At 65.9% G+C, this 17908-nt stretch carries 15 protein-coding genes; 9 read left to right on the plus strand and 6 right to left on the minus strand.

All coding sequences use genetic code 11. The features are described 5' to 3' along the window. Positions 1–77: 77 nt before the first annotated feature. Positions 78–1067, minus strand: a complete 990-nt coding sequence (locus DFS21_RS15060; RefSeq protein ID WP_111532585.1) for a 2-hydroxyacid dehydrogenase — start codon at positions 1065–1067, stop codon at positions 78–80. Between the two features lie 128 nt (positions 1068–1195). Then, the gene (locus DFS21_RS15065) at positions 1196–3952 is read right to left on the minus strand and encodes a response regulator (protein ID WP_110701175.1); all 2757 of its coding nucleotides are present in this window, start codon (positions 3950–3952) and stop codon (positions 1196–1198) included. Between the two features lie 197 nt (positions 3953–4149). On the opposite strand from DFS21_RS15065, the gene DFS21_RS15070 reads away from it, so the two are divergent. The 7 genes from DFS21_RS15070 (at position 4150) to DFS21_RS15100 (ending at position 12485) form a co-directional block, all read left to right on the plus strand. Then, positions 4150–4866, plus strand: coding sequence for a response regulator transcription factor (locus DFS21_RS15070; RefSeq protein WP_110701173.1), 717 nt, complete (start codon positions 4150–4152; stop codon positions 4864–4866). Between the two features lie 3 nt (positions 4867–4869). Beyond that, positions 4870–6270, plus strand: coding sequence for a sensor histidine kinase (locus DFS21_RS15075; protein ID WP_110701171.1), 1401 nt, complete (start codon positions 4870–4872; stop codon positions 6268–6270). A gap of 94 nt (positions 6271–6364) precedes the next feature. Continuing rightward, complete coding sequence (cysM, locus tag DFS21_RS15080) at positions 6365–7264, plus strand: cysteine synthase CysM (RefSeq protein ID WP_110701169.1); 900 nt, start codon at positions 6365–6367, stop codon at positions 7262–7264. Continuing rightward, entirely contained in the window at positions 7264–8622 is a 1359-nt protein-coding gene (rlmD, locus tag DFS21_RS15085) for a 23S rRNA (uracil(1939)-C(5))-methyltransferase RlmD (RefSeq protein WP_111532586.1), read from the plus strand. Before cysM ends, rlmD begins: the two co-directional genes overlap by 1 nt. 99 nt (positions 8623–8721) lie before the next feature. Continuing rightward, positions 8722–10962: a GTP diphosphokinase gene (gene relA, locus DFS21_RS15090; RefSeq protein ID WP_046854530.1), complete on the plus strand. Its 2241-nt coding sequence runs from the start codon at positions 8722–8724 to the stop codon at positions 10960–10962. A 123-nt stretch (positions 10963–11085) separates the two neighbouring features. Then, on the plus strand, positions 11086–11919 hold the full coding sequence (mazG, locus tag DFS21_RS15095) for a nucleoside triphosphate pyrophosphohydrolase (RefSeq protein ID WP_023630168.1): 834 nt from the start codon (positions 11086–11088) through the stop codon (positions 11917–11919). Positions 11920–11945: 26 nt separating this feature from the next. Beyond that, positions 11946–12485 (plus strand): DUF2058 domain-containing protein, encoded by a 540-nt coding sequence (locus DFS21_RS15100; RefSeq protein ID WP_110701163.1) that lies wholly within the window; start codon positions 11946–11948, stop codon positions 12483–12485. A 46-nt stretch (positions 12486–12531) separates the two neighbouring features. Here the strand turns inward: DFS21_RS15100 and DFS21_RS15105 are convergent, their stop codons facing one another. The 4 genes from DFS21_RS15105 to purM all read right to left on the minus strand — a co-directional run bounded on the left by DFS21_RS15105 (position 12532) and on the right by purM (position 15380). Next, positions 12532–12714: a hypothetical protein gene (locus DFS21_RS15105; protein ID WP_023630170.1), complete on the minus strand. Its 183-nt coding sequence runs from the start codon at positions 12712–12714 to the stop codon at positions 12532–12534. 235 nt (positions 12715–12949) lie between these two features. Further along, the gene (locus tag DFS21_RS15110; protein WP_023630171.1) at positions 12950–13660 is read right to left on the minus strand and encodes a DUF3108 domain-containing protein; all 711 of its coding nucleotides are present in this window, start codon (positions 13658–13660) and stop codon (positions 12950–12952) included. An 8-nt stretch (positions 13661–13668) separates the two neighbouring features. Then, complete coding sequence (gene purN, locus DFS21_RS15115) at positions 13669–14322, minus strand: phosphoribosylglycinamide formyltransferase (protein ID WP_111532587.1); 654 nt, start codon at positions 14320–14322, stop codon at positions 13669–13671. After that, positions 14322–15380 carry a phosphoribosylformylglycinamidine cyclo-ligase gene (purM, locus tag DFS21_RS15120; protein ID WP_038706623.1) on the minus strand — a complete coding sequence of 353 codons (1059 nt, stop codon included), beginning with the start codon at positions 15378–15380 and terminating at the stop codon, positions 14322–14324. The genes purN and purM overlap by 1 nt, the downstream gene beginning before the upstream one ends. A 342-nt stretch (positions 15381–15722) precedes the next feature. Here purM and DFS21_RS15125 point away from each other — a divergent pair, with 342 nt between their 5' ends. Continuing rightward, positions 15723–16778, plus strand: a complete 1056-nt coding sequence (locus DFS21_RS15125; RefSeq protein WP_110701159.1) for a DUF2066 domain-containing protein — start codon at positions 15723–15725, stop codon at positions 16776–16778. A 12-nt stretch (positions 16779–16790) separates the two neighbouring features. Continuing rightward, on the plus strand, positions 16791–17864 hold the full coding sequence (locus DFS21_RS15130; RefSeq protein ID WP_110701157.1) for an AI-2E family transporter: 1074 nt from the start codon (positions 16791–16793) through the stop codon (positions 17862–17864). The last annotated feature ends 44 nt before the right edge of the window (positions 17865–17908 follow it).

Here is a 17908-nt window from a genome sequence, read left to right on the forward strand (position 1 = left end):
ACTCGTCGCGACGCCTTGCTTGAGCACAAAAATCACGCGCGATTTATGGGGCGTATTTGCAAAGCACCACACTAGCATCAACCGTTTACAAGATTCTGCGGATTGCCTGCCGCCCAGCGGGAGATGTTGTCCAGGGTGGTGGCCGCGATGGCATCCAGGGCCTCGCGGGTAAGGAACGCCTGGTGCGCGGTGACGATCACGTTGGGGAAGGTCAGCAGCCGTGCCAGCACGTCGTCCTGCAGCGGCAAGTCGGAGCGGTCCTCGAAGAACAGCTGCGCCTCCTCTTCATAGACATCCAGCCCCAGGTAGCCGAGCTGGCCACTTTTGAGCGCGTCGATCAGTGCCGGGGTGTCGACCAGCGCGCCGCGGCCGGTGTTGATCAGCATGGCGCCGGGCTGCAGTTGGGCCAGGCTCTGGGCGTTGATCAGGTGGCGGGTGTGCTCGGTGAGCGGGCAGTGCAGGCTGATGATGCGTGCCTGGCGCAGCAGCTCGGGCAGTTCCAGGTAGCGGGCGCCGAGGGCGACCAGCTCAGGGTTGGGGTAGGGGTCGTAGGCCAGCAGCTGGCAGCCGAAGCCGGCCATGATGCGGGCGAAGGCCGCGCCGATCTGGCCGGTGCCGACCACGCCGACGGTCTTGCCGTGCAGGTCGAAGCCGGTCAGCCCGTGCAGGGTGAAATCGCCTTCGCGGGTGCGGTTGTAGGCCCGGTGCAGGCGGCGGTTGAGGGCCAGGATCAGCGCCACGGCATGTTCGGCGACGGCGTGCGGCGAATAGGCCGGTACACGCACCACTCTGAGCCCGAGGCGCTGCGCGGCGGCCAGGTCGACGTGGTTGTAGCCGGCCGAGCGCAGGGCGATCAGGCGTGTGCCGCCGGCGGCCAGGCGCTGCAGGACCTGGGCGTCGAGTTCATCGTTGATGAAGGCGCAGACCACCTCGAAGCCCTGGGCGAGGGCTGCGGTGTCCAGGGTCAGGCGGGCGGGCTGGTAGTGCAGCTCCAGGGCGCCCGCGCTGGCGGCGCGGGTGAAGCTTTCCTGGTCGTAGTGCTGGCTGCTGAACAACAGGGCGCGCATGGGGGCTTCCTTCTGTGAGTCGGCAACAGTCTAGGCCGTCAGGTAGATCGGGTATTGATCTGTGACGGCCCTGTCGCGGGGCAAGACGCACCGCCGCTCCCACGACTCTTGCGAAGCCTATGGGGGATTCAGGCGCTTTCGCGCGCCTGCTCGGCCAGTCGGCTGATGGCCTGGTCCAGTTCGTCCAGGGCCTGCAATGCCTGGGGGCTGTCCTGCTTGAGCAAGGTCTCGCTGCGCTGGCAGGCCGCGCGCAACTGCGGTACGCCGCAATAACGCGAGGCGCCGTTGAGTCGGTGTACCCGTTCGATCATGGCATTGCGATCGGCCGCGTCGCGAGCGGCCTGGATGGCCTCGCGGTCGGACTCCAGCGAGGCCAGGAGCATGGCCAGCATATCCGCCGCCAGGTCCGGCTTGCCGGCGGCCAGGCGCAGCCCTTCCTCCGGGTCGAGCACCTTCAGCTCGCTGCTGTCGGGCAGGCGCTCACTGGGGCGCTCCTGCGGCGGTGATCCCAGGCTCAGGCCGGTCCATTTCATCACCACCTGGGCCAACTGGCGCTCGCTGATCGGCTTGGTCAGGTAGTCGTCCATGCCGCTGTGCAGCAGGGCGCGCTTTTCGTTGGCCATGGCGTGGGCGGTGAGGGCCACGATGGGTAGGGGCGGACCGCTCTGGCTGGCCTCCCACTGGCGGATCTGTTCGGTGCAGGCACGGCCATCCATGCCGGGCATCTGCACATCCATCAGCACCAGGTCGAAGGGCTCGTCCTGCACGGCCTGCACCGCGGCATAGCCACTGTTCACCGCCAGTACCTCGGCGCCCATCCCTTCGAGCAGGGTCTGCACCAGCAGCAGGTTGGCCGGGTTGTCGTCGACGCAGAGGAGCTTGGGCATGCGCTGGCCGCCGTTGCTGCGCTGCTCGCATACTGGGCGGCGGGGTTGTACCAGTTCCAGCAGCAGGCGGCGCAACTTGCGCGTGCAGGTGGGCTTGGCCAGCAATTGGCCGTGGGCGTTGGGCAGGTAAGGATGGTAGAGCGGTTGCTCGGTGGTGGGGCACAGCACCACGCACTGGCAACCCAGGCGCTCGAGCTGTTGGTGGTACTGCCCCAATTGTTCCGGCGCCAGGCTGCCGAGGTTGACCCCGAGCACGGCGAACTCGAACGGCTGCCCGGCCTGGCTAGCCGCCTGCACGCCGTGCAGCAGCTGGTCGCAGGAGGCGAACACGCTGACCGCCAGGCCGCAGTCCTCCAGTTGGTGCTCCAACGCCTGGCGGGCCAGGTCGTGCCCGTCGACGATGGCCACGCTACGGCCGACCAGGGCCTGGGCGGGTTGCTCCTCGGTGTCGTCGTGGGCCTTGGGCAGGTTGAGGCTGATCCAGAACTGCGAGCCTTCGCCCGGCGTGCTGTCGACGCCGATTTCGCCCCCCATCTGTTCGATCAGGCGCTTGGAGATCACCAGGCCCAGGCCGGTACCGCCGGGCTGGCGCGACAGCGAGTTGTCGGCCTGGCTGAAGGCCTGGAACAGGGTGCGCACATCCTGCGGCGACAGGCCGATGCCGGTGTCTTGGACGCTGATGCGCAGTTGCACGCTGTCTTCCTGCTCGTCCTCGAGCATGGCGCGCACGACGATGGTGCCTTCGCGGGTGAACTTGATGGCATTGCTCACCAGGTTGGTGAGGATCTGCTTGAGCCGCAACGGGTCGCCCACCAGCGACAGCGGGGTATCGCGGTAGACCAGGCTGAGCAGCTCCAGCTGCTTGGCGTGGGCGGCCGGGGCAAGGATGGTCAGGGTGTCCTGGATCAGGTCGCGCAGGTTGAGCGGGATGCTGTCGAGCACCAGCTTGCCGGCCTCGATCTTGGAGAAGTCGAGGATCTCGTTGATGATCCCCAGCAGGTTGTCGGCGGATTTCTCGATGGTGCCGAGGTAGTCGAGCTGGCGCGGGCTGAGCTCGCTCTTCTGCAACAGGTGGGTGAAGCCGAGGATGCCGTTGAGCGGGGTGCGGATCTCGTGGCTCATGTTGGCGAGGAACTCGGACTTGATGCGGCTGGCCTCCAGGGCCTCCTTGCGCGCCATGTCCAGCTCGATGTTCTGGATCTCGATGGTTTCCAGGTTCTGGCGCACGTCCTCGGTGGCCTGGTCGATGCTGTGCTGCAGCTCTTCGTGGGCGCTGTGCAGGGTCTCGGCCATGCGGTTGATGCCGGCGGCCAGTTCGTCGAGCTCGTGGCTGCCCATGGCCGGCAGGCGTTCGTCGAGGTGGCCGTCCTTGAGCTGGTTGACCGCGTGCTTGATGCGGTTGATCGGGTCGTTGATGGTGCGGCTCATGCGCAGGGCAAGCAGCGCGGTAAGGCTCAGGCAGGCGAGGATCAGCAGCAGGCTGGTGAACAGGTTGCGGTAGCCGCGCAGCAGGGTGCCGTCGTGTGACAGCTCGATCTCCACCCAGCCGAGCAGGCGCTCGGCTTCGGCGGGCACGGCGTCGGTGGCCAGGTCGCGGTGATGGCCGAACACTGGCATCAGGTAACGGGTGGCATCGTTGCCGGTGCGCTGCAGCAGCTGCGTGCCGGTGCCGCCGCTGGGCGGCTGGTTGAGCATGCTGGGGCCGGCGTGGGCCAGGCGCGTGCGGTCGGCGGCGAGGAACGCCACGGCGCGCACGTCGACCTGCTCCAGGGCCTGGGCCGCGATGCGCTCCAGTTGCGCCGGGGACTGGCGGGCCAGCGCCGGCGCCGCCAGGGGCGCCAACTGCTCGGCGATCATCTTGCCGCGTTGCAGCAGCTGCGTGCGCAGGTCGCTCTGTTGCAACCAGGTGAAGTAACTGCCCAGCACCAGGGCCATCAGGCTGGCGGGGAGCAAGGCCAGCAGCAGGACGCGGCTGCGGATTCCCAAACGGTCGAGCACACCTGTCTCCTGTCATGTGCCTTTAAAAGCGCTGTTCGCGCATCAGCGGGAACGTTACTCCGCACCGGGGGCATTTGTAAGGCTTTTTGTTTGCCAAGTGAGGCTGGTCCCTCGATGGTGCGTCAGTCGGGCAATGGTTGCCTTGCCAGGAGCGCTTGCCCAATAATCACGCAACTGAGAATCGATGGCAGTTGCCAATGCATCCTGAAGCTATTCACGCCACCAATATCCTGGCCATCGAGGACGACCCCGTGCTGGGTGCCTACCTGCACGAAGAGCTGCGCCGCGGTGGTTTCCGAGTGACCTGGTGCCGCAGTGGCCTGGAAGGCCTCGAGGCGGCGGGGCGACAGGTCTTCGACTTGGTTCTGCTGGATATCCTGCTGCCCGGCCTCAATGGCCTGGATGCCCTGGCCAGCCTGCGCCGGTGCAGCGCCACGCCTGTCATCCTGATGTCCGCGCTGGGGGCCGAGGCCGACCGTATCAGCGGTTTCGAGCGGGGAGCGGACGACTACCTGCCGAAGCCTTTCAGTTTCGCCGAGCTGCGGGTGCGCATCGAGGCGATCCTGCGCCGGGTGGCCTTCGAGCGGCGGGCGCTGGCGCCACGCGAGGCGGCGGCGGGGCAGTTGCGCTTCGATGAGCAGGCGGCCGATGTCTGCCTCGCTGGCGCCTGGGCCGGCCTGACCCCCAGTGAGTACCGCCTGCTCGACACCCTGCATCGCAGCCAGGATGAGGTGCTGAGCAAGCCGTTCCTTTACCAGCAGGTGCTGCAGCGTGGCTACTCGCGGCATGACCGCAGCCTGGACATGCACGTCAGCCAGATCCGCCGCAAGCTCAAGGCCATCGGCTATCACGAGCGGCAGGTCCGCACCGTCTGGGGCAAGGGCTATGTGTTCGGCGTGGGCGAGGCCGACTGAACCGTGCTCGATCGCCATTCGCTGTTCTGGAAACTGACCGTCCTGCTGGTGGGCTTCTGTCTGCTGATGATCGGCCTCAGCTACAGCTGGGGTCGCCATATGGAGACCCAGGACGCCTTCCTTTCCGAAACTGCGCGTCAAGTGCTGCGGGGTTACGCGGCCGAGGCGGAGCAGGCCTGGCGCAGCGGCGGCGCTGACGGTGTCGACGCCTGGCTGGCCGGGATGCGTGGGCGCGAGCAAGGCTGGGTGGGAGTGCTCGATGGCGACCTGCAGCCGTTGGGCAGTGCCGACCTGACCGCCGGGCAGGCCCAGCGCCTGACCCGCCTGCGCGGCGTCGACTGGCCGATGAGCCGGCGCAGTATCGGCCAGCCGTGGTTGCGTCTGCCGTTCCCCGGCGCGCCGGAGCAGGGCATGCTGGTGATCGAGCTGCCGGAACGCTTCAACCCGGGCCAGTACCGGTTGTTCTGGCGCATCGTCACCAATGGCATCATCCCTGGACTGTTTACCTTGCTGTTGTGTGTGGGCCTGTACCGCATGCTGATCGTGCCGCTCAATCAATTGCGTGAACAGGCCAACGCCTGGCGCGCCGACCAGCTGGCGGCGCGCCTGGATTCGCGCACCACCCGGCGCAAGGACGAGCTGGGCGAACTGGCCCGTGCCTTCGATCAGATGGCCGAGCGCCTTCAGGGCACCGTGGCCTTGCAGCAGCAGTTGCTGCGCGACCTGTCCCACGAGCTGCGCACGCCGCTCAGCCGCCTGCGCGTGGCCTGCGACGGCGAGACCGACCTGCAGCGCCTGCGTGAACGCCTGCACCGCGAGGTGGACGGCATGCAGCAACTGGTCGAAGACACCTTGCAGCTGGCCTGGCAGGATGCCGAGCGCGCCCCGCTGAACCTGGAGCCGATCCAGGTGCCGGCGCTGTGGGACCTGCTCAGCGAAAATGCCTGTTACGAAAGCGGCTGGGCACCTGGGCGGTTGCGCTGTGCGTTGCCAGCGGACTGCTGGGTGCGGGGCAGCCTCAACGACCTTGCCCAGGCGCTGGAGAACATGCTGCGCAACGCCATCCGGCACTCGCCCGAGGCGGGGGTGGTGCGTCTGGGCGGCTGGCGTGAAGGCGGGTATTGGCGTATCGACCTGGAGGACGACGGCGGTGGCGTGGCCGAGGAAGACCTCGAGCGGATCTTCGCGCCGTTTTCCAGGTTGGACGGGGCACGGCCCGGGGACGGTGGCTTCGGCTTGGGCTTGAGCATTGCCCGCAATGCGATCCGCCGCCAGGGTGGGCTGGTGTGGGCGGTCAATGGCGAGCGTGGCCTACGCCTGTGCATGCGCCTGCCTGCCCATGAAGCGGGGCCATCGGTTGGTCCGGCGCGGGCAAGCCCGCGGCCAGGAAGTAACTCCTTATAGCTACCCGCTATAACCACCGACAATTGCGTGATATGGCCGCGCCGGGTTTGCCGGTATGATAGGCGCCCCTGCCGTCCGGATTGCGAAAACGCCCATGACCCTGCAGTACCCAACCATCGCCGACTGCGTCGGCCATACGCCGCTGGTTCGCCTGCAGCGCATCACCGGGAACACCAGCAATACCTTGCTGCTCAAGCTCGAAGGCAACAATCCGGCAGGTTCGGTCAAGGACCGCCCGGCGTTGTCGATGATCACCCGTGCCGAACTGCGTGGCCAGATCAAGCCTGGCGACACCCTCATCGAAGCCACCTCCGGCAATACCGGCATCGCCCTGGCCATGGCAGCGGCGATCAAGGGCTACAAGATGATCCTGATCATGCCGGACAACTCCACCGCCGAACGCAAGGCGGCCATGACCGCCTATGGCGCCGAGCTGATCCTGGTGACCAAGGAAGAGGGCATGGAAGGGGCTCGCGATCTCGCGGAAAAACTGCAGGCCGAAGGCCGTGGGCTGGTGCTTGACCAGTTCGCCAACGGCGACAACCCGATCGCGCACTACAACAGCACGGGCCCGGAGATCTGGCAGCAGACCCAGGGCACGATCACCCACTTCGTCAGCTCCATGGGCACGACCGGCACCATCATGGGCTGTTCGCAGTACCTCAAGGAGCAGAACCCGGCGGTGCAGATCATTGGCCTGCAGCCGATGGAAGGCTCGGCCATTCCGGGCATTCGCCGTTGGCCCCACGAGTACCTGCCGAAGATCTTCGACGCCACCCGGGTCGACCGCGTGGTCGACATGTCCCAGCAGGAGGCCGAGGAAACCACCCGTCGCCTGGCCCGCGAAGAGGGCATTTTCTGTGGCGTATCCTCCGGTGGGGCGGTGGCGGCGATGCTGCGCCTGTCCCGTGAAGTCGAGAACGCGGTGATGGTCGCCATCATCTGCGACCGCGGCGACCGTTACCTTTCCACCGGCCTGTTCGATCCGACCTGATGTCCAGAAAGAAAAGCAACACCGGCCTGCGCTTCCAGCCGGCCGGCGGCAACCGTGTCGCACAAGTGCCGGTGGGCAAGAAGCAGCGCCTGCTGATCGAGCGCGTGGCTGGTGACGGCCGCGGCATCGCCTTCAGCGAGGGGCGCACCTGGTTCGTCAGCGGCGCGCTGGGCGGCGAGGACGTCGAGGCGCGGGTACTTGCCGCGCGCGGCAAGGTGGTCGAGGCGCGCCTGGAGCGGGTGTTCCAGGCCAGCCCCGAGCGCCGTGAAGCGCCTTGCCGGCATTACGCCCGCTGTGGTGGCTGCAACCTCCAGCACCTGCCCCATGACGGCCAGCTGGCGCTCAAGCAGCGCCTGCTCGCCGAGCAGTTGCAGCGGGTGGCCGGCGTGCAGCCCGAAGAGTGGGCTGTTCCCTTGTGCGGACCGGAATTCGGCTACCGCCGCCGGGCGCGAGTAGCTGTACGCTGGGATACCAAGGCGCGTCAGCTGGAGGTCGGTTTCCGCGCCGAGGCTAGCCAGGACATCGTTGCCATCGACGACTGCGCGGTGCTGGTACAGCCCTTGCAGGCGATCATGCGCCACCTGCCGACCGTGTTGCGCAGCTTGAGCAAGCCGCAGGCGCTGGGGCATGTGGAGCTGTTCAGCGGTACCGCCGAGGCGGTGTTGGTACGGCATGTGGCGCCCTTGCCAAGTGAAGACCTGGCGCGGCTCGAGGCATTCTGCCGCGAAGCCGGCGCCCAGTTGTGGCTACAAGGCGAGGGCGAGCCGGCACCGGTGGAGGCTACGGCGCAACTGGGCTTTGCCCTGGAGCCCTGGGGCTTGGAGCTGGCCTGGCGACCGGGCGACTTCGTCCAGGTCAATGCCCAGGTCAATACCTTGATGATCCAGCAGGCTTTGGCCTGGCTGGCGCCCCAGGCGCATGAGCGGGTGCTGGACCTGTTCTGCGGCCTGGGCAACTTTGCCTTGCCCCTGGCGCGTCAGGCGCGCGAGGTGGTTGCGGTGGAAGGCGTGCAGGCGATGGTCAGCCGTGCCGAGGCCAACGCCCACGCCAACAATGTGCATAACGCACGGTTTTTTCAGACCGATTTATCGCAGCCTTTGGCGGGCGCCGGATGGGCTGCCGAGGGCTTTTCTGCGGTACTCTTGGATCCACCGCGCGACGGGGCTTTCGAGGTGGTGCAGGGCATCGCCCGGCTGGGTGCGAAACGGCTGGTCTACGTATCGTGCAATCCGGCCACGCTGGCGCGTGACGCGCAAGTGCTGGTCGGGCAGGGGTACCGGTTAAAAAGGGCCGGGATTCTCGACATGTTTCCTCAGACGGCGCATGTCGAGGCCATGGCGTTATTCGAAGTGGGCTAGCCGGGCTGGCCCTCTTGGTGCGGCCTTCAGGGAGTGAGGGGCGCACAGGTGATAGCCAGTGCACCCGCGTGGTGCGCTGTATGGAAAGGTAAAGCAAAGATGGTACAGGTGAGAGTGCACCAGCCGGTCAACAACGACGGCAGTATCAATCTCGAAGCATGGCTCGATCATGTGGTGAGCGTCGATTCGCAACTCGATCGCCCGGGGTTGAAAGAGGCCTGCGAGTTTGCCCATGAGGTCGAGAAGAAAGGCAACCCGGCCAAGCATTCCTGGGCCGATGGCACGTCCAGTTTCCAGGCGGGGCTCGAGATCGCCGAAATCCTCGCCGACCTCAAGCTCGACCAGGATTCCCTGGTGGCGGCGGTCATCTACCGTTCGGTGCGCGAAGGCAAGGTGACCTTGGCCGAGGTCGGCCAGCGCTTCGGGCCGGTGGTGTCCAAGCTGATCGACGGCGTGCTGCGCATGGCGGCCATCAGTGCCAGCCTCAGCCCGCGCCAGTCGCTGGTGCTCGGCTCCCAGGCGCAGGTCGAGAACCTGCGCAAGATGCTCGTGGCGATGGTCGACGACGTGCGCGTGGCGCTGATCAAGCTGGCCGAACGTACCTGCGCCATCCGGGCGGTGAAGTCCGCCGATGACGAAAAACGCCTGCGCGTGGCCCGCGAGGTGTTCGACATCTATGCGCCGCTGGCGCACCGCCTGGGTATCGGCCATATCAAGTGGGAACTCGAGGACCTGTCGTTCCGCTACCTCGAGCCCGACCAGTACAAGCAGATCGCCAAGTTGCTGCACGAGCGCCGGCTGGACCGCGAGCGGTTCATCAGCGATGTGATGAACCAGTTGCAGAATGAGCTGCTGGCCACCGGTGTCAACGCCGATATCAGTGGCCGGGCGAAACACATCTATTCGATCTGGCGCAAGATGCAGCGCAAGGGCCTGGAGTTCAGCCAGATCTACGACGTGCGTGCGGTACGCGTGCTGGTGCCGGAAGTGCGTGACTGCTACACCGCGCTGGGCATCGTCCACACCCTGTGGCGGCACATTCCGAAAGAGTTCGACGATTACATCGCCAACCCCAAGGAAAACGGCTATCGCTCCCTGCACACCGCGGTGATCGGCCCCGAGGGCAAGGTGCTCGAGGTGCAGATCCGCACCCATGGCATGCACGAGGAAGCCGAGCTGGGCGTCTGCGCCCACTGGCGCTACAAGGGTACCGACGTCAAGCCCAGCTCGAACCACTACGAAGAGAAGATCTCCTGGTTGCGCCAGGTGCTGGAATGGCACGAGGAACTGGGCGATATCGGCGGCCTGGCCGAACAGCTGCGCGTCGATATCGAGCCGGACCGCGTCTACGTGTTCACCCCCGACGGTCACGCCATCGACCTGCCCAAGGGTTCCACGCCGCTGGACTTCGCCTACCGGGTGCACACCGAGATCGGCCACAACTGCCGTGGCGCCAAGATCAACGGGCGCATCGTGCCGCTGAACTACAGCCTGCAGACTGGCGAGCAGGTGGAGATCATCACCAGCAAGCACGGCAGCCCGAGCCGCGACTGGCTGAACTCCAACCTGGGCTACGTGACCACCTCGCGGGCCCGGGCCAAGATCGTCCATTGGTTCAAGCTGCAGGCCCGAGACCAGAACGTCGCCGCCGGCAAGACCCTGCTCGAGCGCGAGCTGTCGCGTCTGGGCCTGCCGCAGGTGGACTTCGAGCGCCTGGCCGAGAAGGCCAACGTCAAGACCGCCGAGGACATGTTCGCCGCCCTCGGTGCCGGCGACCTGCGCCTGGCGCATATGGTCAACGCCGCCCAGCAGTTGCTCGAACCCGAGCGCCTGGAGCCGGTCGAGCTGATCCCGCGCCAGGCGCGGGGCATCCGTTCGGGCAAGCGCAACGACATCCAGATCCAGGGCGTCGGCAACCTGCTCACGCAGATGGCCGGCTGCTGCCAGCCGCTGCCGGGCGATGCCATCGTTGGCTACATCACCCAGGGTCGTGGCGTGAGCATTCACCGCCAGGACTGCGCTTCGGTGCTGCAGTTGGCGGGCAAGGAGCCGGAGCGCATGATCCAGGTCAGCTGGGGGCCGATCCCGGTGCAGACCTACCCGGTCGACATCATCATCCGTGCCTACGACCGCCCGGGTTTGCTGCGCGACGTGTCGCAAGTGCTGCTCAACGAGAAGATCAACGTGCTGGCGGTCAACACCCGCTCGAACAAGGAAGACAACACCGCCTTGATGTCGCTGACCATCGAGATCCCTGGGCTGGACGCTCTCGGGCGCCTGCTTGGCAGGATCTCGCAGTTGCCCAACATCATCGAGACGCGGCGTAACCGTACCCCTTGAGACAGAACGGGGCCGCTGTGCGGCCCATCGCTGGCAAGCCAGCTCCCACAGGTACGGCATAACCCTGTGGGAGCCGGCTTGCCGGCGATCGAGGGCAAGGCCCTCGCTGAGGAAAAGATATCCATGACCTACACCCTCGACGACCTGCTGCACCTGATGGCCCGCCTGCGCGACCCGCAATACGGTTGCCCCTGGGACCTCAAGCAGGACTACGCCAGCATCGTCCCGCACACGATCGAAGAGGCCTATGAAGTGGCCGACACCATCGAGCGCGGCGACTTCGAGCACCTGCAGGGCGAGCTGGGCGACCTGCTGTTCCAGGTGGTCTACTACAGCCAGCTGGCACGGGAAGAAGGGCGTTTCGAGTTCGACGGCGTGGTCGATGCGATCACCCGCAAGCTGATCCGCCGCCACCCCCATGTATTCCCCACCGGCGAACTCTATGCGCCGCTGGACACCCCCATGCTGGACGAGGCCCAGGTCAAGTCGCGCTGGGAAGAGATCAAGGCCGAGGAGCGCGCCGAGAAGAGCGAGCCTGAACAGCTCTCGCTGCTCGACGATGTGCCGGCGGCCTTGCCTGCGCTGTCACGGGCGGCCAAGCTGCAGAAGCGCGCCGCCACGGTCGGCTTCGACTGGCCGGACGCGCTGCCGGTGCTGGACAAGGTGCGCGAGGAGCTCGACGAAGTGCTGCAGGCCATGGCCGATGGCGACAGCGATGCGCTTGAAGATGAGCTGGGCGACCTGCTGTTCGCCACCGTCAACCTGGCCCGCCACCTGCGCCACGACCCGGAAAACGCCCTGCGCCGCGCCAACCGCAAATTCGAGCGGCGCTTCCGATTCATCGAACAGGCATTGCGCGAGCAGGGCCTGAACATCCAAGATCGTACCCTCGACGAGCTGGACGCCCTGTGGGGCGAGGCCAAGCGTCAGGAAAAGAACCTGCCCAGCTGCGGCTGAGCTGATGCATAAGTGAGTGAACTTCCATGAGCCTTTCCCTTCGCGACCAATTGCTCAAAGCCGGTCTGGTCAACCAGAAACAGGTTTCTCAGACCAACAAGGCCGAGAAAAAACAGAAACGCCTGGAGCACAAGGGCCAGGCCGAGGTGGACGACAGCCAGCAGCGCCTGGCCAAGGAAGCCCTGGCCGAGAAAGCCCGAAAAGACCAGGAGCTGAACCGCCAGGTCCAGGAAAAAGCCGAGCAGAAGGCCCGTGCCGCGCAGATCAAGCAATTGATCGAGGCGACCCGCCTGCCCAAGCTGAATACCGAGGACTACTACAACTTCGTCGATGACAAGAAGGTCAAGCGCATCGCCGTCAACGCCCTGATGCGCAGCAAGCTGAGCAACGGCGCGCTGGCCGTCGTCGCCCATGGCGGTGGCTATGAAGTGATTCCACGCGAGGCGGCGGTGAAGATCCAGGAGCGCGACCCCAATCGCATCCTGCTGCTCAACACCCATGTCGAGGAGGCGGACGAGGACGACCCGTACGCAGCCTACAAGATCCCTGACGATCTGATGTGGTAAGCATGAAAAACCCCGCCTAGGCGGGGTTTTTCGTTTGAAGGGGGTGTTATTGCGACGGTCGCTGGTTCTCTAGGTATTCCAGCTCCATGCGGTACTGCTGGGCTTGGTGCTCATCATGGAACATGCCGACCAGTTGGCCCTGTTGATGCACATCCCAGATCCGCACACCAGCGGCCAGGCCTTCGTGGGACATTTTCGATTCGTCGCGTTCGGTTACTTGGACTGTCATCGTTAAACTCCACTGCTTCAGTTGGCTGCGACAGCGTGTCGCACACCCTCTTTATAGAGTTTGTTAGCAGGCTAAGTAAATAAACTGTCGATGAAACAAGTTTCATGCAAGGGCGCAATCGCGGGGCAAGTCGGGGCGCCGAACCGCCGCTCCCACGCTGAACAGCTCGGGAGAACATCGGGGGCATGAAAAAGCCCCGCACAAGACGGGGCTTCGGGTATTGCAGGCAGCGCTATCAGTTGCCTTTGACCGCCTTGCCGTCCACCGTGCCATCCTGCAGCACGATCACGTATTCCTTGCCATCGGTCTCGACCTGGCGCAGCTGCACCAGCAGGTAGTCCCAGTCCTTGGCGAACCACAGCTCGGTGATGCGCTTGCTCTGGCTAGGGTCGCGCACGCGCTCGACCTTGACCGCGTCGACCTGGCCAGTCTTGGTGGCCACTTTCTCGGTGCCCAGCACGCGGAAGTCGTAGGTGTCGATCTCATCACCGTCGACCACCTGGTAGGTCATGCTTTTCTTGCCGGCGGCCACGTCATGCTGCAGCGCCAGTTGATAGGACGACTTGTCCAGCACGCCACGGTTGAGCGGCAGGCTGATCGCGTCGCCACGGTCGCTGCCAGTCACCTTCTTGCCGGTCCAGTCGAAGGTGAGGTCGACTTTCTTCGCCTTGCCCAGGCCGCCGCGTTCGAAGTGGTACTTCTGCGGCAGCAAGGTGTCGTTGTCGAGCTTGAGGGTGCTTTGCTCGGTCAGGCTGGCGATCATCATGGAGGCCTTGAAATTAAGGTCCCAAGTACCGTTGGCGTTCTTCACCAGGCTGCGCTCGGCAGTGCCGCTCATGGGCAGCTGCTTCCAGTCAGCCGTGTAGCTGGCTGCGAAAGGCTTCAGATCAGCTGCCTGGAGGGGCAGGGCGAGCACGGCGAGAGCCAAGAGCAGGGCGCGACGCATAAATTCTCCTAGGATCGAATCAAGTGACCGCTGGCCGCCAGCGGCTGGCCATCCAGTAATGCACCGTGCTCGCCCAGACGCAAGCGTCCTTCGGCGAACCAGCGCACCGCCAGCGGGTAGATCTGGTGTTCCTGCAGGTGCACGCGCTGGGCAAGCGTCTGCGCGCTGTCATCCGCTGCAACCGGCACCACAGCCTGTACGACCAGAGGCCCGCCATCGAGTTCCTCGGTGACGAAGTGCACGCTGCAGCCGTGCTCGGCATCGCCAGCCTCCAGCGCACGCTGGTGGGTGTGCAGCCCTTTATACTTGGGCAACAGTGACGGATGTATGTTGAGCAGGCGGCCTTGATAGTGGCGCACGAAGCCGCCACTCAAGATGCGCATGAAGCCAGCCAGCACCACCAGGTCGGGTGCGAAGCCGTCGATCAGCGCCATCAGCGCCGCATCGAAGGCTTCGCGGCCGTCGAAGTCCTGGTGCTCCAGCAGCGCGGTGTCGATGCCGGCTGCCTTGGCGCGTTGCAGGCCATAGGCATCGGCACGGTTGGAAATCACCGCGCGGATGCGTACTGGGCCGTTGCTGCCGCTGTTGCTGTCGATCAGCGCTTGCAGGTTGCTGCCGGAGCCCGACAGCAGTACCACGACGTTGCAGGTCTTGCCCGGCATCAGTGTGCCTTGAGGTTCTTGAGCTCGACCTGGGCGGCGCCTTCGGCGGCCTCGGCGATCTGGCCGATGACCCACGGCTGCTCGCCGGCGGCGCGCAGCACGTTCAGGGCGTTGTCGACCTGGTCCTGGGCGACGCAGATGACCATGCCCACGCCGCAGTTCAGCACGCGGTGCATTTCATGTTCGTCGACGTTGCCTTTTTCCTGCAGGAAGTCGAACACCACCGGGCGCTGCCAGCTGGCCACGTCGACCACGGCCTGGGCGCCTTTTGGCAGTACGCGCGGGATGTTGTCCAGCAGGCCGCCGCCGGTGATGTGAGCCATGGCCTTGACCGCGCCGGTCTGTTTGATCAGCTGCAGCAGGGGCTTGACGTAGATGCGGGTCGGCGCCATCAGCAGGTCGGCCAGCGGCTTGCCGTCGAGCTGGGTGTTGTCGATGTCGGTGCCGGACACTTCGAGGATCTTGCGGATCAGCGAGTAGCCGTTGGAGTGCGGGCCGGAGGACGGCAGGGCGATCAGGGCGTCACCGGTGACCACTTTCGAGCCGTCGATGATCTCGGCCTTTTCCACCACGCCGACGCAGAAACCGGCCAGGTCGTAGTCTTCACCTTCGTACATGCCTGGCATCTCGGCGGTTTCACCACCGACCAGCGAGCAGCCGGCCAGTTCGCAACCGGCGCCGATGCCGGTGACCACGGTGGCGGCCACGTCGACGTTGAGCTTGCCGGTGGCGTAGTAGTCGAGGAAGAACAGCGGCTCGGCGCCGCACACCACCAGGTCGTTGACGCACATGGCGACCAGGTCCTGGCCGATGCTGTCGTGCTTGTTCAGGTTCAGCGCCAGGCGCAGCTTGGTGCCGACGCCGTCGGTGCCGGAGACCAGCACCGGCTGCTTGTAGCCGGCCGGGATCTCGCAGAGGGCGCCGAAGCCGCCCAGGCCACCCATGACTTCAGGGCGTGCGGTGCGCTTGGCGACGCCCTTGATGCGTTCGACCAGTGCTTCGCCGGCGTCGATGTCTACACCGGCGTCTTTGTAGCTCAGGGAGGGTTGCTTGCTCATTGATCCAGGCCTTTAGGAGGGAGGGATTCAGAAAAACGACCGGGACGGCCAAGGCCACTTTCAGAAACGGTGGCTGCCTGTACGTCACTGGTCTGCGAAGGCGCGCGATTTTATCAGGGTTGCCCCAAGGCGGCCATCCTCAGGCCGACGGGCAGGCGGGAAATCTGGGCAAAAAACGCTGTTTCACCCTGTGCGACTGGTTGCCGCGTCGGCGCCTGTATAAGGTATAGGCATGGCGACGTGCGCAAAGGCGCGGCACAGCGGAGCATTTTCCGGCGTGGCGCGGTCACAGCCCACAGGCAAGGGCGCGTCGCCCCAAGGTCATCTGGACAGGAATCCTCAATGCGTCTTCTCAATTTCCTCGCTGGCGCCTGCCTCGCTGTGGCCGGCACCCTCGCGCAGGCCGAAACCGTCTCGGGCCTGTATCAGGTTCGCGAGCCCGTCGAAGGGCAGGGCAGCGAGGCCCGCGCCCAGGCGACCGGCAAGGCGCTCGATACCCTGGTGCTGCGCCTGACCGGCGACCCCAAGGCCGCGCAGAATCCGGCGCTGGCCGCGCTGCGCAAGGACCCGCAACAGATCATCAACCAGGTCGGCACCGAGGCAGGCCCACCGGAGTCGGTGCTGGTCGAGTTCGACCCCGGCAGCACCGAGCGCGCCCTGCGCCAGGCCGGTCTGGCATTGTGGGGCAGCAACCGGCCGTCGGTCCTGGGCTGGTGGCTGAACGACAGTGTCGAGGGCAGCAGCCTGGTCGGCGATGGCCAGGGCGCCGCCGAGCCATTGCGCCGGGCAGCCCAGCATCGCGGCCTGCCCCTGCGCCTGCCATTGGCCGATCTGCAGGAGCAACTGGTGGCCAATGCCAAGCTGCTCGAGGGTAACGACCCCGCGCCGCTGCGCGAGGCGTCCGAGCGCTATGGCGCCGATGCCTTGCTGGCGGTGCACGCCCATGAGGCCGACGGCAAGTGGCAGGGCAAGTGGCAGTTGTGGCTGGGCGACCAGCGTGAACAGGGCAATGCCGAGGGCAGCGACCAGGCGGCCCTGGCCGATGCGGTGCTGCTGGCGGTGAGCAACCGCCTGGCGCCGCGTTATGTCACGCGGCCAGGCGCCAGCAGCGACCTGCAGGTACAGGTGCAGGGGATGAACCTGCAGCGGTACGCCGAACTGAGCCGGGTACTGGAGCCTTATGGCGCCCGTTTGCAGATGGCCGAAGGCGGCACCTTGACCTACCGGGTCAGCGGCAATCGCGAGCAATTGCGCGCCCAGCTGGGCCTGGCCAAGCTGCAGGAGCTGCCTGCCGAACCTGCAGCCGCCACGCCTGCGCCGAGCGCGCAGGGCGATACCGGCACAACGCCGCCCACCACTGCCGCAACGCCGTTCGACGGCTTGCGCTTTCGCTGGTAAGGAGTGGCGCAAATGACTGACATGCGTCGTTGGGTCTGGGTGGGCGCGGCTTTGGTGATCGCCGCGCTGCTGTACTTCCTGCACAACATCCTCTCACCGTTCCTGGTGGGCATCCTGCTGGCCTACCTGGCCGACCCGCTGGTCGATCGCCTGGAGCGGCTCGGGCTGTCGCGCACCTGGGGCGTGGTGGTGGTGTTCAGCCTGTTCACCCTGATCTTCCTGGCCTTGTTGCTGGTGCTGGTGCCGATGCTGGCCAAGCAGTTGCTGCGCCTGTACGAGCTGGCGCCGCAGATGCTCGACTGGCTGCAGCACGTGGCGCTGCCTTGGGTGCAGAGCCGCCTGGGCTTGGCCGACGGCTTCTGGAAGTTCGACAAGATCAAGGCCGCGATCGGCGAGCACATGGGCCAGACCACCGACATCGTCGGCGTGCTGCTGTCCCAGGCCACCGCCTCGAGCCTGGCGCTGATCGGCTGGCTGGCCAACCTGGTGTTGATCCCGGTGGTGGGCTTCTACCTGCTGCGTGACTGGGACTTGATGATGGCCAAGCTGCGCAGCCTGCTGCCGCGTCAGCGCGAGCCGCAGGTGGTGGAGCTGGCCGGCGAGTGCCACGAGGTGCTGGGGGCGTTCGTGCGCGGGCAACTGCTGGTGATGCTGGCGTTGGGCGTCATCTATTCCTCGGGGCTGATGCTGGTGGGCCTGGAGCTGGGCCTGCTGATCGGCATGCTGGCGGGGCTGGCGGCGATCGTGCCATACATGGGCTTCATCATCGGCATCGGCGCGGCGCTGGTCGCCGGGTTGTTCCAGTTCGGCGGCGACCTCTACCCCATGCTCGGTATCGTCGCGGTGTTCATGGTCGGGCAGGCGCTGGAGGGCATGGTGCTGACGCCGCTACTGGTGGGCGACCGCATCGGCCTGCATCCGGTGGCGGTGATCTTCGCGATCCTGGCTGGCGGTGAGCTGTTCGGCTTTACCGGGGTGCTGCTGGCACTGCCGGTGGCGGCGGTGATCATGGTGTTGCTGCGCCATGTCCATGACCTGTACAAGGAATCGGACATGTACGCCGGGGAAGTAGACCCGGATCTGTGAGCGATCGCGGGGCAAGCCCGCTCCCATGCCCGGAGTCTTGAACA

Origin of the sequence: Pseudomonas sp. 2848 (genome assembly GCF_003253945.1) — a bacterium.
GTDB lineage: Bacteria > Pseudomonadota > Gammaproteobacteria > Pseudomonadales > Pseudomonadaceae > Aquipseudomonas.